This is a genomic window from Psychrobacter jeotgali (assembly GCF_904846315.1).
Taxonomy (GTDB): domain Bacteria; phylum Pseudomonadota; class Gammaproteobacteria; order Pseudomonadales; family Moraxellaceae; genus Psychrobacter; species Psychrobacter jeotgali.
Map to the genome: position 1 here is coordinate 670640 of NZ_CAJHAF010000001.1, position 16128 is coordinate 686767.

The 16128-nt window shown below is 41.6% G+C and carries 16 protein-coding genes; 14 read left to right on the top strand and 2 right to left on the bottom strand.

Translation table 11 applies throughout. From position 1 onward, the window contains the following. Nucleotides 1–222: 222 nt before the first annotated feature. Nucleotides 223–1452: a CAP domain-containing protein gene (locus JMX18_RS02730; RefSeq protein WP_201583550.1), complete on the top strand. Its 1230-nt coding sequence runs from the start codon at nt 223–225 to the stop codon at nt 1450–1452. 54 nt (nt 1453–1506) lie between these two features. Here the strand turns inward: JMX18_RS02730 and JMX18_RS02735 are convergent, their stop codons facing one another. Next, entirely contained in the window at nt 1507–2172 is a 666-nt protein-coding gene (locus JMX18_RS02735; protein ID WP_201583552.1) for a DUF924 family protein, read from the bottom strand. A gap of 90 nt (nt 2173–2262) precedes the next feature. Here JMX18_RS02735 and JMX18_RS02740 point away from each other — a divergent pair, with 90 nt between their 5' ends. Together JMX18_RS02740 and JMX18_RS02745 are read left to right on the top strand one after the other, a co-directional pair. Then, a complete protein-coding gene (locus JMX18_RS02740) occupies nt 2263–3504 on the top strand; it encodes a carboxynorspermidine decarboxylase (protein WP_201583555.1) in 1242 nt (413 codons plus the stop codon). 235 nt (nt 3505–3739) lie between these two features. Further along, nucleotides 3740–5014: a saccharopine dehydrogenase family protein gene (locus JMX18_RS02745; RefSeq protein ID WP_201583558.1), complete on the top strand. Its 1275-nt coding sequence runs from the start codon at nt 3740–3742 to the stop codon at nt 5012–5014. Nucleotides 5015–5205: 191 nt separating this feature from the next. On the opposite strand, the gene JMX18_RS02750 is transcribed toward JMX18_RS02745, so the two are convergent. After that, nucleotides 5206–5769 (bottom strand): biotin transporter BioY, encoded by a 564-nt coding sequence (locus JMX18_RS02750; protein WP_201583569.1) that lies wholly within the window; start codon nt 5767–5769, stop codon nt 5206–5208. Between the two features lie 113 nt (nt 5770–5882). On the opposite strand from JMX18_RS02750, the gene JMX18_RS02755 reads away from it, so the two are divergent. The 11 genes from JMX18_RS02755 (at nt 5883) to lptB (ending at nt 16014) form a co-directional block, all read left to right on the top strand. Beyond that, nucleotides 5883–6680, top strand: a complete 798-nt coding sequence (locus JMX18_RS02755; protein WP_201583571.1) for a BPL-N domain-containing protein — start codon at nt 5883–5885, stop codon at nt 6678–6680. A 327-nt stretch (nt 6681–7007) separates the two neighbouring features. Then, nucleotides 7008–7628, top strand: a complete 621-nt coding sequence (locus JMX18_RS02760; protein WP_201583573.1) for a 6-pyruvoyl trahydropterin synthase family protein — start codon at nt 7008–7010, stop codon at nt 7626–7628. Further along, on the top strand, nt 7621–8139 hold the full coding sequence (tsaE, locus tag JMX18_RS02765) for a tRNA (adenosine(37)-N6)-threonylcarbamoyltransferase complex ATPase subunit type 1 TsaE (RefSeq protein WP_201583596.1): 519 nt from the start codon (nt 7621–7623) through the stop codon (nt 8137–8139). Before JMX18_RS02760 ends, tsaE begins: the two co-directional genes overlap by 8 nt. A gap of 65 nt (nt 8140–8204) precedes the next feature. Further along, a complete protein-coding gene (gene mutL, locus JMX18_RS02770; protein ID WP_201583602.1) occupies nt 8205–10028 on the top strand; it encodes a DNA mismatch repair endonuclease MutL in 1824 nt (607 codons plus the stop codon). A 36-nt stretch (nt 10029–10064) separates the two neighbouring features. After that, entirely contained in the window at nt 10065–11192 is a 1128-nt protein-coding gene (gene miaA / locus JMX18_RS02775; protein ID WP_201583605.1) for a tRNA (adenosine(37)-N6)-dimethylallyltransferase MiaA, read from the top strand. A gap of 285 nt (nt 11193–11477) precedes the next feature. Next, on the top strand, nt 11478–11996 hold the full coding sequence (hfq, locus tag JMX18_RS02780) for an RNA chaperone Hfq (RefSeq protein WP_201583613.1): 519 nt from the start codon (nt 11478–11480) through the stop codon (nt 11994–11996). Nucleotides 11997–12257: 261 nt separating this feature from the next. Next, nucleotides 12258–13259: a KpsF/GutQ family sugar-phosphate isomerase gene (locus tag JMX18_RS02785; protein WP_201583616.1), complete on the top strand. Its 1002-nt coding sequence runs from the start codon at nt 12258–12260 to the stop codon at nt 13257–13259. Nucleotides 13260–13302: 43 nt separating this feature from the next. Next, nucleotides 13303–13887 (top strand): KdsC family phosphatase, encoded by a 585-nt coding sequence (locus tag JMX18_RS02790; protein ID WP_201583619.1) that lies wholly within the window; start codon nt 13303–13305, stop codon nt 13885–13887. Beyond that, nucleotides 13884–14465, top strand: coding sequence for an LPS export ABC transporter periplasmic protein LptC (gene lptC, locus JMX18_RS02795; RefSeq protein ID WP_201583636.1), 582 nt, complete (start codon nt 13884–13886; stop codon nt 14463–14465). Before JMX18_RS02790 ends, lptC begins: the two co-directional genes overlap by 4 nt. Nucleotides 14466–14639: 174 nt before the next feature. Beyond that, nucleotides 14640–15155, top strand: a complete 516-nt coding sequence (lptA, locus tag JMX18_RS02800; RefSeq protein ID WP_406947358.1) for a lipopolysaccharide transport periplasmic protein LptA — start codon at nt 14640–14642, stop codon at nt 15153–15155. A gap of 148 nt (nt 15156–15303) precedes the next feature. Then, nucleotides 15304–16014 carry an LPS export ABC transporter ATP-binding protein gene (lptB, locus tag JMX18_RS02805; RefSeq protein WP_455237841.1) on the top strand — a complete coding sequence of 237 codons (711 nt, stop codon included), beginning with the start codon at nt 15304–15306 and terminating at the stop codon, nt 16012–16014. Nucleotides 16015–16128 lie beyond the last annotated feature (114 nt).

Below are 16128 nucleotides of genomic sequence, written 5' to 3' on the forward strand. Positions count from 1 at the left end.
AAGATATCTACCTATAGCCGTTTGTTAATAATCCATTAACAAGCGGTTTTTTATTGGAGATAAATAAATGAGATTTTATAATTCACATTGTGGTAAGTTTAAGTAATTATAACTATACAAAAGGTTGCTAAGTTAAACTTTCTGTGTCTTTTTCTAGCGTGGCACTTATCATTTTTGTATTCCTTCTTACTACTATTTCTAATACATATTATAGGATAAGACATGATTTTTGACATGACTGATAAAAGCTTTGCAATTGCTTTTTTCTCTACTTTACTACTTACTGCTTGTGGTGGCGGGGGAGCTGGTAGTGGTAACAACAATAACAACAATCAGAATAATAATAGCTCTTCTGCTACTGAATTGCAGTCAACCAACCCTGAATCTAAACGCCTACCTGATGAGATACCGGGACCTGCTAATGGAGAAAACGAGCCTTTAGTAGTTAGCAATGAGGTACCAGCAGCCTTACTAGTAAACAATGAAATTAGTATGGCACGAACGCAATGCGGCCTAAATGGTTTATCCGTTGATGCGGCGCTTGATGACATTGCTATTCAACATGCTAATTATATTAAGCACGTGTTTACTAGCGCTACACCGACAAAATTTAATCCCCATCTTGAGAACAAAATTGCTGATATTGTAGAGGTTACAGGTGAGAATAATCCATTTTTTTCAGGAGTTGAGTTCAAAGATCGGCTGTTAAAAGCTGGCTATCCTAATCTAAGATATGGTGTAGCTGAGAATATATCACGTCCTATGTACTATACTTCTGCTGGTAATATTGAGGATGTTAAATCCGAGGTAGTGGCTCATTCGATGGTCAAGTCATTGTTAGCAGCACCTTACCATTTGCGCTCGCTGATGATTCCGGCATCCAGCTTGACAGGAACTAGCGTCACCAGTTATACGCCTTTTGGCAAAAACGCTAATAATTATAAAGACTATATCTTAGTCAACCATACTGCAGCGACGTCAGTGACTCGTAATACAAAGGTTGAAGGTGTCTTTACTTATCCATGCCAAGGCATTACCAATACGATTACTGCGCTATATAACGAAACCCCTAATCCGTTCGCAGGGACGGGCCGCAATTTAAGACTAAATCCTATCGGGCAACCTATCTATATCAATGTACCCAGCGCTCAAAAGATTGAGGTTAGTAATATCAGCTTTTATGATGTTGAGCGTAATATAAAGATACCCACTCTACTGCTTGATCATCGTCAAGATCCCCACAAAGATACACTTTATGAGTTACCCGCTAATGAGGCATTCATTTTGCCACTTACTGATGCGCTCAACAGTTGTAAAGCAGTGAGCAAACAGCGAGGCAATTGTGGGCTTTATAGTGATAGTGAATATCAGGTAAGCTTTGATGTTTTAATAGATAGCAATAACTTACAGAGCCAAGCGTTCACGTTTAAAACGGGCAACGTAAACGATTGACTTATGCAAGTTAGAACCTTAATAAATAGTATTATTCTACTAAATAAAAACTCTCTAGAATGAGGAGTTGGGCTGTTGTAAGAAGGCTTCTTCTTCCTCGGTGGACTCTCGATCTAAGGTGTCATTACGATGCGGGTAGCGTCCAAATCTGTCAATAATCTCTTTGTGGCGCAGCTCAAATCCTAGCGTACTTTCATCATTTAGTTGTTCGAATAAAGGTAAATAGCGCTCATGAATCACCGCAGATTCAGAATGCATGAACGGCATAATGGTAAATCGACGCCATTCCATTGGTAAGTTAGCAAAATGCGGCTGCTCAATCGCTTCTTGTGCTAACGCAACAGCCATGCCATCTTGAGCAAAGGCATCGGCCTGACCGCGGCAAAGATTACGCGAAAATTGATCTAAAACAATAATCTCAGCTAAGCGTCCCGCTGAATTAATTAAGGATACATCGGTATTCATGCTTTCTTCATGGCGTCGCCAAGGCGCACATTCCCCATGGGTTGCCGCTTGCCATGTTTCTCCGAACTTATCACTGATTTGCTGATCAAAATTATCATTTTTTTCAAACCAGTAAGGCTCGTTATTTTTGTCAAACCAAAAATCTAATACAGCACGAGCATCAGGGTGAAGCTGTTCTAAATCTATATTTTCTGCATTAAGCTCAGTAATCTTAGATCGACTTGCAGAAGAGGAATAGTCAGTTGAAAGTGCCATAAAATATTCTATTTGTAGTGAATTTAGAATACTATAGCTTAATTATTTATGTCTGTCATGACGCTAACAATAGCTATTAGGTTATCTTTTATGAATTCAACAAAAACGCTACAATCCATTGATGTTCCAGCTTTACCTACTCCTTACTATTTACTAGACGAAGCAGCCATCGTTGCCAATATGCAAATCATTGCTAGGCTTTGTGAGCTATCGGGCGCTAAAGCATTGTTAGCGTTAAAATGCTTCGCAACTTGGGGCGTGTTTGAGGTCATGCAGCCTTATCTGCATGGAACCACCTCATCTTCGCTAAATGAAGTTAGACTGGGTTATGAGACCTTTGGTAATAATAGTAATGGCAGTAATAGTACAGATAAAAAAGAAACCCATGCTTACAGCGTTGCTTACAGTGCTGATGAAATTCCTGAAGTGCTGAGCTATGCTGATAAAATTATTTTTAATTCCATCTCACAGTTACAGGCATTTAAAGCACAAGCTCAGGCAAAAGACATTCCTATAGGGCTACGATTAAACCCTAAAACCAGTAACTCATCCTTTATTATTGCCGATCCAGCACGTCCCTTTAGCCGTTTAGGCGAGCATAATAAGGATAAAATTACAGCAATATTGAGTGATATCACCGGTGTTATGATTCATAACAATTGTGAAAATGATAGCTTTGAGGCCTTTAGTGACAGCCTAGCCGATATTGAAGCTAGATTTGGTGATATCTTGCAGCAGCTTGATTGGGTAAGCTTAGGCGGCGGCATTCATTTTATTGCTCCTAATTATCCTCTTGAAAAACTTGCTAAAAGGCTTAAAGACTTTAGTGAAAAATACGGCGTCCAAGTCTATCTTGAGCCGGGCGAAGCTAGTATTCACGGTGCTGGCACCCTAGTCACTACCGTACTTGATACCATGCATAATGACAAAAACTTAGCAGTGGTTGACGCTTCAATCGAAGCACACATGCTTGATTTGCTCATTTATCGTGAGTCTGCGCCTATAGTTGCTATTAATGAGCAGCCCCTTGATATTGCTCCGGTTGCTAGTGAGGATAATGAAAAACAACGCTCAACTGACCATACTATTATCTATGGTCGCTCTTGTTTAGCAGGTGATATCTTTGGTGAGTATAACTTTGTAAACACCGCCCAAAAACCTTTAGAAATAGGCGACAAAATCGCTTTTGGTAATGCTGCTGGTTATACCATGGTCAAGAAAAACTGGTTTAATGGTGTCAATATGCCAGCGATTGTAATTCGTCGTTTAGATGGCAGTGTTGACATCCAGCGTGAGTTTGATTATCAAGATTATAAAGCCAGTTTGTCTTAATTTTTTAACCTAAGTTATTAATTTAATTTAGGTCATTAAATAGTGCTAAAAATACTATAAAAATTGTTATAATTGCGTCGGGTAGAATAGCTGTTGATTAAATAGCATTCTTTGCCCGACGGGTGCGTGGGTTTTCCTCGGTCTTCCTTTTTAATTCACGCATATCATTCACTCGTTTCTGTTTTGCATAGCCACTATCGATGGTATCGACAGAGACACAAAGGAGGATTGTTCATTGAACACTAACCAAAAAACTAAGCTAAACAAAAAAGACGTACTTATCATCGGTGCCGGCGGTGTCGCTCAAGTAGTTGCTCATAAATGTGCTATGCATAACGATATCTTAGGCGAGATTCATATCGCTTCACGTACCAAAGATAAGTGTGAGGCTATCGCTCAAAGCGTAGATGATAAAGGCAGCTTTAAGATTGCTGCTACTATGCGTACCCACCAAGTTGATGCTATGGATGTACAGGCATTGATAGCACTGATTAATGAAACCGGTATTCAAATCCTCATTAATGTGGGCTCGGCGTTTATTAATATGACGGTGTTAGAGGCTTGTATTGAAACGGGTACTGCCTATATTGATACCGCCATTCATGAAGATCCACGCAAGATTTGCGAGACCCCGCCGTGGTATGAGAACTACGAATGGAAGCGAAAGCAGCGCTGTGCAGACAATAATATTACCGCTATTTTGGGCGCAGGGTTCGACCCTGGTGTGGTCAATGCTTATGCGCGCATCGGCTACGACATGATGGATAAAGGCTCAGTGACCGATATCGACATTATCGATATTAATGCGGGCAGCCACGGTAAATACTTCGCTACTAACTTTGATCCTGAGATTAACTTTCGCGAATTCACCGGTACCGTTTACTCTTGGCAAGACAGTCAGTGGCAGTCCAACAAAATGTTCGAAATTAAACGTACTGATGATTTGCCCGTCGTCGGGGTGCAGAACAGCTATTTAAGCGGGCATGACGAGCTTCATTCATTATCGGCAAACTTAGACGTGCCGAATATCCGTTTTTGGATGGGCTTTGGTGAGCATTATATTAACGTCTTTACCGTTTTGCAGAGTTTAGGGCTATTATCCGAGCAGCCAGTAACGACCGCCGAAGGGCAAGAAGTTATTCCGTTAAAAGTGGTCAAAGCGGTACTACCAGACCCAAGCTCGCTGGCACCTAATTACACAGGAAAAACTTGCATTGGTGACAAGGTTAAAGGAAAAGTAGACGGCGTCGATAGCGAGGTATTTATCTACAACGTCTCCGATCATAAAGATGCTTATAACGAGGTTGGTAGTCAAGGTATCTCTTACACTGCTGGCGTGCCACCTGTTGCTGCTGCCTTATTAGTTGCCGCAGGTGCGTGGGACGTAGGCAAAATGGTCAACGTTGAAGAGCTTGACCCCAAGCCCTTTATTAATACCTTAAATGAGATTGGTTTGCCGACTCGTATTCAAGATACCAAGGGTGATAGGGCGCTTGAGTTTGATATTTAAAAGCTGCTAGGTTCAAAAAAGCTTGCATAATTTTTAACTGAACTCCAAAGCTTCAGTGGTTTAGTAAGTAAAAGGCTAAGCTTTATAATGAATAGAGCTTGGCCTTTTTTTTCATCCATGTTTCACCACTATCTGACTCACTGAAACCGTCAATAATATTCATCGTAATAGGCCAGCTAGCAGACTTAAAATTATAGCTTGGAAAAGAATTTGTGCGTCGGAACGACTAGCGCTGCCGCTAATACCGCTTTAATAATGCCGCCGATAATAAACGGATATAAACCAAACTGCAGAACCGTACCTTTAGGGACAAAAAGGGATAAGTGGATTAAGCCAAATACAAAAACCACCGCAGTAGCGACAAGGGCAACCACGGTGCTCATGACGTAACTTTTTAGAATGCCTTTATCACTGAAGTAACCCAAAATGGCGACAGAAGCGATAAATCCATATAAATAACCGCCAGTAGGCCCAAAGAAGGCGGCAATGCCAGCCGAACCATTAGCAAACACCGGTAGCCCGATAGCGCCTTGGAACAAATATAAGAGTACCGCGGCGATACCTGCTTTTCTACCTAACGATAGCCCAACGACCGTAACTGCTAGGGTTTGCCCGGTGATAGGCACCGGATACATGGGGACTGAAACCTGTGCCAATAAAGCAATCATTATCGACCCAAAAATAGCCTTTATAAAAAAAGCGGTCTGCTCATGAGACATAAACCAGCGTTTGGTTGATGTTAATACGGTTGTCATGGTGATTCCCTTCTTATTAATATATAGTGTACGACTGTGTACCAGAAATTAAAGTATACTATTGCACGCTAGGTTTCAACTTTTATTTTAGCGGCTGCATGGATATAACCTTTATGGTAAATGAGATTACAATTTGGGTGTATGATGACGAGGGTACAAGTGAGCTTAGCGTAAAATCCGTCTTAGCTACTGTACAAAAAAAGCTGAAAACAGCTGGTATTATAACCATACAAACCATCTCTAGCGCTGACATTCTTAACCATAAACTTGCCAGCAAGTCGCCAGGCAAAGGTGTTTTAATCATGCCGGGTGGTGCTGACTTGCCTTATTGCCAAAAGCTTAACGGGCTAGGTAATGATATTATCCGCCAGTTTATTAGTAAAGGTAATATTTATATTGGCATTTGTGCTGGCGGCTATTATGGGGCGCGGGAAATTGAATTCTCTGGAGCTGGCTATGAGATTAATGGCGCTCGCGAATTAGCGTTTTTCACAGGAACTGCCATCGGTAGTATAAAAGAATTTACTAATGGGCAGTACTACGATGAAAAAGTTGGGTCTAAAGCTATCGTCACTTTAGACTACGCTAATGGTCAGCAAGACGAGGTTTATTATCATGGCGGTGCATACTTTTTAGCCGATGCAGATGCTGAGTTTGAAGCTTTAGCCACCTATAGCAATGGTCATAATGCGGTGGTTAGTGGCAATATTGGTGAAGGGAAGTATTTACTTTCGGGCGTACATTTTGAGCTGTGTCCGATTATGTATGAGAGATATGTAGTCGCTCAAGCAGATGACACTGGTATAGAAAAAGAGAGCAATTTATTATTAGCCATCAGCAATGAGCATTATGGCGAGTTTATTTATAAAGAGATTGATAAAATGATAGCAGGGGTGTTTGAAAAGAATTAACCTTAGATATCTTTATATCTAAAGTCGATGCTCTTTAAAAATAATATATCAGTAGCGCATTTAAATCTCTTCTATAACAGTTTTAATTTCAGCTGACTATAGATATCTAGATATAGGAAACCTATAGTATTCGGAGTAAATAGCTATAAAAATAATCGCTATTTAGAATCAATGGCTACGTTTACGTTAATAAGCGCTTACTTACGGATACATAGTGATTTGCTATAATAAGCACTCGGCTAATTACAAAGCTAGCTACTCTTTATTGTTATCATTGGTATTGCTATTTTAGGCAATGATGCTCACTATTTTGGTTAATTTATTCCTATGCGTATTCGTAAACTCTTTAAATTTGAAAATGCCCATATCGTTCGTAATTGTAGCTCTGAGCGCTGCAAGCACTCTATTCACGGGCACAGTTATCAAATTGAATTGATTTTGGAAGCCCACAGTCTTGATCATGGACAGATGGTTTATGATTTTGGTCTACTAAAATCGTCGATTAAAGATATTATTGATAGTTTTGACCATGCGATATGTTTTTGGAATCAAGACGATCCTGAATATATTGCCGCCTGTAAAAAGTTTAGCGCACGTTGGATAAGTCTGCCGATATCACCATCAGCTGAGCAGTTCTCGCGGGTGATATTCTTTTGGGCGCAAGAAATTTTAGCGCAAACGAAGATGCAAAATGGCGAAGCGGATGTCAATGTATACTCCGTTATTGCCCACGAAACCGCTACTGGCTATGCGCAGTGTTTTGCTGAAGATGTAGCAAACGCACAAATGGGTAAGCTCATACTAGAAGATTTTGAATTTAGCGAACAAGTTCAAAGTGAGTGGCACGATCCTGAGCTTTATGCCAAGCTAATTCGTGGCGAGCGTTTTGTTAATCCTAAAGTGACCATTCAAGTTCATGAAAAAACGCAGGGAAAGTCTGATGTCTAACACTACTGATACCTCTATTAATGACCAACAATTTCGCATATTAACCTTGCATTCTGAGGATGAGACTCAGCATCTAGCGGAACAACTTGCCGCTTTGGTGTTGTCAGGTAGCGTCTGGCTTTCAGGTGACTTGGGTGCTGGTAAGACCACTTTGACTCGTTATTGGTTGCAAGCGTTGGGTCATAAAGGGGCGGTCAAGAGTCCGACTTATACCTTGGTTGAGCCTTATAGCATCGAGCAAGCTAAAGGCAGGCCTAAGTTGGTTTATCATACGGATTTATATCGTATACAGGATCCTGAAGAGTTGTCGCTCATTGGGTTCGATGAGTATCTTGATGATCCTCATGCGCTAGTGCTTATAGAGTGGCCGAGCCGTGCTGATAGCTATTTGCCTCCGCCAACCTTATTTATTGATGTTACTCAAGGCGTTGATGACTCTCGTCAAGTTGAAGTGCGTCTATCCAAAGTAGGGCAAGAAAAAGGATTAGACTTATCCACTCTAACAGTTTGATTGCTTTATTTGATTATCTCATTTGACTACCTCAGTTGATTAGCTAAAAAACACGACCTTCAATAATGCCAGATAAGCACTCCTATACCCGTATCAAAAAATTATCGCCGCTGCTAATCAATCAATTGGCAGCAGGTGAGGTCGTCACTCGCCCCGCAGCCGTAGTCAAAGAGCTGCTCGAAAATGCCATAGATGCTGGTGCTACTGATATTGAGATTCGCATCACTGAGGGCGGTATGGGTATGATTGAGGTCATAGATAATGGTATGGGGATTCATCCTGATGATATGGTGATGGCCATTACTCGTCATGCGACCAGTAAAGTCGCTGATGTGGCTAATTTGCAAGGTATTCGCACTTTGGGCTTTCGCGGTGAGGCGCTAGCAGCAACGGCGGCAGTCTCACGTTTGACGCTAGCCAGTAGTCATGATGATAGTGGCGTTGGTCGTCAGCTCCAAGTCGCTGGCATATTGGCTGAGACGCCAATTTTGACGCCAGTGGTGCATAACCGTGGTACTACTGTGACCGTAAAGGATTTATATTTTAATGTGCCGGCACGGCGCGGTAATCTTAAATCTATGGCGACTGAATTTAACCATATCGAAAATATCGTTCGTGAAGTGGCGCTGGCACGTGCTGATATAACGCTCAGCCTTTATCATGATAATAAAAAACGTTTAGCACTATTTGCACAGCCTTCACAGTCTAAAAACGCGCCGCTTGAAAGTTTAAATCATAGCGATAATGCCTTGTCTCAATTACCGCTGGCACGACTTGAGCAAGCTCTAGGCGTAGTATTAACTGACCATGCCATAGCCATTACAGTAGATTTGTCCAGCCTTGTGCAACAGTCTGCCGATGCTATTGATAAGCAAAACCTGAGTAATAAAGCCAGTATCAGTGGCTGGTTATGGCCTATGTGCGATCAGCAGCAGACGTTACCCAAGCTGCTTTATATTAACGGGCGCTTGGTAAAAGAACCCATCATTAGCAATCAGCTGCGCCAGCTCGCTCAATCCGCTCAGCTTAATGGAGTAGGTTATGCGCTTTATTTTGAGCTGCCGTATCAATGGCTCAATGTTAATGTGCATCCATCTAAGCAGCGAATTAAAATCAGCCCGCTGAACAATATTATGGCGCATTTAAGCCATGCCATTCAGCTTAAGCTCAAAACCTTAACGTTATCTAATAAGCCAGCTACAGAACCTGCAAAACGAAATCTAGATAGCGATGCTGCGGTTGGCTCAAGGTATACATTTTCAGACTCGCAAGTACAAACGCCAAAACGAAACTATCAGTATGTAGCCGCTGAGCAATATTCAACGCCATCAACAAATACTCCGATAGATGCTGATAATGACCTGACGGCTGCAAGTCATCAAAACGCTCAACAATACAGCTATAAGGACTATTCTCAAGACGACGATAAAGACCATACTAAAGATCATCCTAAAAACAGCGCTGACAGCTTGAGCTCTTTTGCTAATGTGCGAACCACAGATCTAAAAGCCCAAGCTTCTTTACCGTACTGTTTAGATGTTATTAGCCACTTACCAGTTAATACCAGCCTGGCTGAAGGTTATCCGTTGGATTCAACGCCACTGCCGTTGCTATTATTTTATGATAAAGGCCAGTTAATACTTATTAGTAAGAAGGTTTGGCAAGCACACTTAAAACAACTGTTTGAAAGCCACTCATTGCATGAAAATGCAGCGCCAACGAGCGCTATTGAAGTTAACCAGCAGATAGCCAGTTATGCCACACGAATGTCAGCGCAAGATTTGGTAGCGTTTAGCAGCGATATTGAAGCGCTACTACTTAAACAGTCAATCAAAGTTGTCGATAGTCATCATCTCGTTACCTCAATGCTCTCCTTTGCATCAATTTAACATTTACCTCTGTAATAATACTGCTAAGGCATCATTATGCATTCTTCATCTGTGTTATCGTCTCATAAATTGCAGGATAATAGCGTGGTATGCCTGATGGCGCCTACCGCTAGTGGTAAGACGGCATTGGCTTATGAATTATATGATACAGGGCGTTATGAGCTGATATCGGTAGATTCAGCACTGATCTATCGCGATATGAATATCGGTACTGCTAAACCAACCGCCGCTGAGCTTGAGCGTTATCCTCATCATTTAGTCAACATCATTGACCCGACCCAAAGCTATAGCGTAGCTGAATTCGTCAGCGATGTAGAGAGACTTATCGATAAGTGTCATCAAAAAGGTAAAATACCGTTATTAATAGGCGGTACGATGATGTATTACATGGCGCTACTTGAGGGGCTGTCACCAGTACCTGATAGTGATGCCAACGTACGTGAGCAAGTCGAGCAGTGGCGACAAACCGATGGTATTGATACATTATATGATTATTTAGCTAAGGTCGATCCTATCAGTCATGCGCGCCTAAAAGCTACTGATAGTCAGCGTATTACTCGCGCGGTTGAAGTCTATTTACAAACTCAAATACCGATAAGTAAATGGCAGCAACAGCCTAAACGGGCATTGGCTCATAACCCCAAGCAACAATGGCATGCTTTAGTCGTTATGCCGGAACGAGCTTGGTTACATGAGCGTATTGCTCAGCGTTTAGATATTATGTGGAATGAGGGATTGGTCGGTGAAGTTATTGGTTTACTTGAGCGCTATACTTTAACTCCCGATATGCCTGCTATGCGCTGTGTGGGTTATCGGCAGGTGCTAGAGTATTTAGTACAAATCAATCACCCTATATTTGAGCAGCCGCATGTAAATAAGCAAAAGTTTTACGATGCTTTTAATAGCTCTGCAAACAGTAATGATCCATTAGTAGTCAGTGCTCAAAAAGAGCGGCTTGCTTATCAGAAAATGCAAGATAAATCATTATACGCCACCAGACAATTGGCAAAGCGTCAATATACATGGCTGCGAAAGTTGACCAAGCTGGTTGATTCTGAGCTTCCAACTTCATTAGCACCATCAGATTTATCAGATGATGAAGGTTATAATATAAAGGTAAGTTCACTAACCACTATGACGCAGGCGGAAGAATATTTACTTTAAAAGTCGTTAATATCATTACCATCATCGCTATACATGATAATATAGATTAGAGTATTGACAGTTCTAAAAATTTGCTAACAAATAGGCTATAAAGGCTATTGTTAGAAACAAGTAGTTACTTAAAATACTTACAATAGACCAGTATTAACGATAAAGTAGAACGATTCAAGAAAAATAAATGCTGATTTAGATACGTATTATTAATAAAACTTATTACGGTATCTGCATATAACCATTATAATTGAATTAGCACATTATAATTAGATAATAATTAGGAGAAATTCCATGTCAAAAGGACAAACCTTACAAGATCCGTTTTTGAACTCTTTGCGTAAAGATCGCATTCCTGTTTCTATATTTCTGGTAAATGGTATCAAGCTGCAAGGTCAGATTGAATCGTTCGACCAGTATGTGGTACTGCTCAAAAACACCGTCAGTCAAATGGTATATAAGCATGCTATTTCGACTGTTGTACCTGCACGCAATCCTCGTACTGGTGGTACCACAACTACTGGCATGCAATCACAAGGTAGTGTTGGTGGTTATCAAGGCGGTGGTATCAGCGGTGGCTTTGATCGTGGTGGCGCTACGAGTAGTGGCTTTGAAGAGCGTGGCTTTGCTTCTAACCGCAGCGGTTTTAATCGTAGTGGTTTTGGTCAAGAGCGGGGTTTTGAGCGAGGAAGCTTCGGTCAAGATCGAGGCTTTGAGCGCGGTGGCTTAGGTCAAGATCGTGGTTTTGAAGAGCGGACCGAAAGCCCAGGCTTTGAGAACCAAACGACAGAAAATAATGACGATAACACCTAACATTAAGGTGCCTGTGTTAACCACCAGAATATTAAGGCTTTAGCTTAGTTCTGGTGGTAATTAATAATTATGCTATTATTTGTTAGACCTGCTATATAGTGGGTCTTTTTTGTATCGGTGCTTTCTTTTCCATATTAAAATGTGTCACAAACTCGAATGAGTGACAAAAAGGGGTCGAGCAGAGATTGTGCTTGATGTTATTAATCTTGGGCGGAATATAGTAAAATAAGCCATCAATCAATAATCAACACCGAGTGAGCAATGAATAATAATCCCAGCCACCTTACCCACGAGCAGTTTATTGCAACCGCTATCGAGGCTATCAATACTGAAAAATCTGCGCTAGCATTATTGACTGAGCAAATAGACGATAGATTCGCTCAAGCTTGCGATATTATTCTGGCATGTAAAGGTCGGGTAGTGGTCACAGGCATGGGTAAGTCGGGCTTAATAGGGCGCAAAATTGCTGCTACTTTTGCTTCTACAGGGACACCTGCATTTTTTATGCATCCTGGCGAAGCGGGTCATGGCGACTTAGGGATGCTGGTGAAGGGCGATGTGTTATTAGCTATTTCTAACTCGGGTGAGTCTGATGAGATTAAAATGCTATTGCCGGTGGTCAAACGCTTAGTTATTCCTTTGATCAGTATCAGTCGTGACAAACGCGGTATGTTGCCACGCGCAGCCGATATTGTATTGACCTTGGGCAAATCACAAGAAGCCTGTCCGCTGAATTTGGCACCCACTTCTAGCACTACTGCTACTTTAGCTTTAGGGGATGCTTTGGCAGTAGCGCTAGTGCATGCAAGAGGTTTTACTTCAGAGGATTTTGCTTTATCGCATCCTGCTGGGGCGCTTGGTCGTCAGCTATTGACTCAGGTTCAAGATTTGATGCATACCAGCTCGGAAAACCTTCCCTTAATTCACCAGCAAGCGCCTTTAAATGATGCTCTGTTTATCATGTCTAATGGGCGTTTGGGCATGACCGTGGTGACTGATAATGATAGTGATGATAAAAAGGTGGTGGGTATCTTTACTGATGGCGATTTGCGCCGAGTATTAGAAAAAGGCATTGATTTAGCTACGCCCATGTCTGAGGTGATGACCACCAATCCGCGTTCAGTTAGCAAAACCATGCGTGCCTCTGATGCTTTAAGTGTGATGAATGAGCATAGCATTACTCAGCTTTTGGTCATGGACGATGATAAGCATTTAGAAGCGGTTATTACCCTGCATGATTTGCTACAAGCTGGGGTGAAGTAATAGTTTTTTTTGATAAAAAATAGTGTTTTATAAGAGATAGATTATGCAAGATTTAATCGAAAAAGCAGGAAAAGTTAAGATGCTGGTTATGGATGTTGATGGTATCTTATCCAATGGTCAGATTATTTATGATAGTAACGGTATTGAAACCAAAGCTTTTTCGGTACAAGATGGGGTTGGGGTCAAGTCGCTCAAGCGTTATGGTATTTTAACCGCTATTATTACCGGTCGTAGTAGCCCGATGGTCGACAAGCGTGCTTCTGAGATTGGGGTCGATTATGTGGTGCAAGGGCGTGATGATAAGCTGATTGCCTTGAACGAGCTATTGTTAGTGCTTGAGACCGAGTATGATATCCAAGCGGGCGACTGCGCTTATATGGGTGATGATTTGCCAGATATTAAAGCGATGCAGACGGTAGGGTTTGCGGCAACTGTGCCCAACGCGCATGCTGAAGTCATTAATCGCAGTCATATGGTAACCACTCGTGCGGGCGGTTATGGCGCGGTTCGTGAAGTCTGTGATCTTATTCTAAAAGGTCATGGTCATTATGACGACTTTATCGCTCACTATGTGCTGGATGAAACCTTAACTTCTGAAACCCCAGCTGATCAGGATGACTTATCGTGAATACTCGCGTATTGATAATATTAGCGTTGATCATTGCAGCTCTTGCAGGTTGGTTCTTTACTAAGCAAGGGGACATCGAGCCTCCAGTCAGTATTGCCCCCACTGATGTAGATTATGAAGCGACAGATATTCAGGCGGTACAAACTAATGAGCAGGGCGAGACTGAGTATGAGCTTAATGCAGAGTCATTAACCCATAATCCAGTGACCAATCAAGATGAGATGTCTGGGGTTACTATGAACTGGGAGCCCTCGGATGAGCAGCGTTACCGTATTCAAGCGGGTACAGCTACTATCAATCAGCAAACCGGTGAGTTGCAACTATCTGGTGGCTTTACTTTAATCAGCGAAGACAAGGCCGATAGTAATATTGCACCCATTCAAGTCAGTGGTCAGATTTTAAAAGGCAATACTAAATCACGGCAAGTATACAGTGACAAGCCGGTAAAAGTCGTTCAGGGTATGAATAGTTTTGATGCTTCTAGTATGAAAGCCAATCTTGAAACCGGCGAGTATGAATTTGGACAAGTTGCGGTTAGCTTTATGCCTCCTGAGCGACAGGATCAGGCTCTATTTTAACTTAAGCTTTGTTTTAATTTAAATGAAAGCTGTCGTTTTAAATAATTTCTATATTATTGACTATAAAGTTAACGTTAAATTTAGTGTTCGTCGACCCTATTACCTATTATTAAAAGAGTAACTGTTATGAAATTAAGCTTTTTATCTGTCAGGCGATCTATGCAGCAATCGCAAATGCAGGGTTGTCTACAGGTGCTACCCGTAGCGCTGTTAATGGCCTTTCCATTATATAGCCACGCCTTACCATCAGACGCCAACCAAGAGATTAAACTCTTAGCAGATAGAGCGACCTATAGTGAGCGCACAGGAGTTACCAGCTATTCTGGCAATGTAATCATTACTCAAGGCACCCTAAAACTCACTGCTGACAATATTACGGTTAATCTATCGCCGCAGCGCAGTATCAATTCAGCGGTTGCAACCGGTCGTCCGGCAACTATGCAGCAAGTGGTCACCCAAGAGAAAGGTCTGGCAAAAGGACAGGCTAATAAGATTGATTACAACGCAATGAATGGCATTATTACTTTGACCGGTAACGCCAGATTAGATCAGAATGGTGCAAAATTCTCTGGTAATGTCATACGTTATAGCCTTAAAGCTGGCGATGTCGAAGCAACCGCTGGTGGTAGTCAGCGTGTTGAGCTAATATTGCCGCCTAATAGCAATGCCAATCAAAGTAGCATACGCTAGTTTGTACGTCTGATTTATCTATACTTTTAATGCGTTTGACTAAACGTGTCTCCAAATTTTGTAATAGCCTGAGTTAATTATGAGTGAGCATAAGAATACTGATCATCAGTTATCGAGCAACATTACTGAACCTTCCACACGCTTAGTCATGCAAAACTTAGGTAAACGTTATGGTAAACGCTGGGTGGTTCAAGACGTCTCTTTTTCTGTAGAACAAGGGCAGGTCGTTGGCTTATTAGGTCCCAATGGTGCGGGTAAAACCACTAGTTTTTATATGGTGGTAGGTTTAGTGAATATGGATAAAGGCCGAGTCACCTTAGGTAAGATGGATCTATCAAAATATGCTATGCATGAGCGTGCGCGTGCAGGTATAGGTTATCTGCCTCAAGAAGCCTCTATTTTTCGCAAGCTCTCTATTGAAGATAATATCTTAGCTATTTTACAGACTCGGGGAGAGTTATCGGCCGCTGAGCAGCGCCAAGAGCTTGAAAAACTCATCGGCGAGTTCCATTTAGGACATGTCCGTAAATCCTTGGGAATGAGCGTTTCAGGTGGTGAGCGTCGTCGCTGTGAGATTGCTCGCGCTCTAGCCGCTGACCCCAAGTTTATCTTGTTAGATGAGCCCTTTGCAGGGGTTGATCCTATCTCTGTGGGTGACATTAAAGAGGTTATTTTAACCCTAAAAAAACGCGGTATTGGGGTGCTTATCACTGATCATAACGTTCGTGATACTTTAGCCATTTGCGAAAAAGCATTTATCGTCTCAGAAGGCTCAATTATTGCCGAAGGTACGCCTGAAGAGATTCTGAGCAATGATCTGGTTAGAACCGTATATCTAGGCGAGGATTTTAAAGTATAAACATTTTATAACTTTTAATACTAAATAAATCCTCTTAAAAATAGCACAATAAAGCATAGCCTAAATTTTTTATCCTTTATTTCTCTTTATAAAATAACTATATCTATCTGCATT

Bases quoted from the DNA above. Each gene is read 5' to 3' on its own strand.
- miaA (WP_201583605.1), top strand. From the start codon at position 10,065: ATGCATTCTTCATCTGTGTTATCGTCTCATAAATTGCAGGATAATAGC.
- lptA (WP_406947358.1), top strand. From the start codon at position 14,640: ATGCAGGGTTGTCTACAGGTGCTACCCGTAGCGCTGTTAATGGCCTTT.
- JMX18_RS02760 (WP_201583573.1), top strand. From the start codon at position 7,008: ATGCGTATTCGTAAACTCTTTAAATTTGAAAATGCCCATATCGTTCGT.
- JMX18_RS02740 (WP_201583555.1), top strand. From the start codon at position 2,263: ATGAATTCAACAAAAACGCTACAATCCATTGATGTTCCAGCTTTACCT.
- JMX18_RS02735 (WP_201583552.1), bottom strand. From the start codon at position 2,172: ATGGCACTTTCAACTGACTATTCCTCTTCTGCAAGTCGATCTAAGATT.
- JMX18_RS02750 (WP_201583569.1), bottom strand. From the start codon at position 5,769: ATGACAACCGTATTAACATCAACCAAACGCTGGTTTATGTCTCATGAG.
- JMX18_RS02755 (WP_201583571.1), top strand. From the start codon at position 5,883: ATGGTAAATGAGATTACAATTTGGGTGTATGATGACGAGGGTACAAGT.
- JMX18_RS02785 (WP_201583616.1), top strand. From the start codon at position 12,258: ATGAATAATAATCCCAGCCACCTTACCCACGAGCAGTTTATTGCAACC.
- JMX18_RS02790 (WP_201583619.1), top strand. From the start codon at position 13,303: ATGCAAGATTTAATCGAAAAAGCAGGAAAAGTTAAGATGCTGGTTATG.
- lptB (WP_455237841.1), top strand. From the start codon at position 15,304: ATGCAAAACTTAGGTAAACGTTATGGTAAACGCTGGGTGGTTCAAGAC.
- hfq (WP_201583613.1), top strand. From the start codon at position 11,478: ATGTCAAAAGGACAAACCTTACAAGATCCGTTTTTGAACTCTTTGCGT.
- JMX18_RS02730 (WP_201583550.1), top strand. From the start codon at position 223: ATGATTTTTGACATGACTGATAAAAGCTTTGCAATTGCTTTTTTCTCT.
- tsaE (WP_201583596.1), top strand. From the start codon at position 7,621: ATGTCTAACACTACTGATACCTCTATTAATGACCAACAATTTCGCATA.
- mutL (WP_201583602.1), top strand. From the start codon at position 8,205: ATGCCAGATAAGCACTCCTATACCCGTATCAAAAAATTATCGCCGCTG.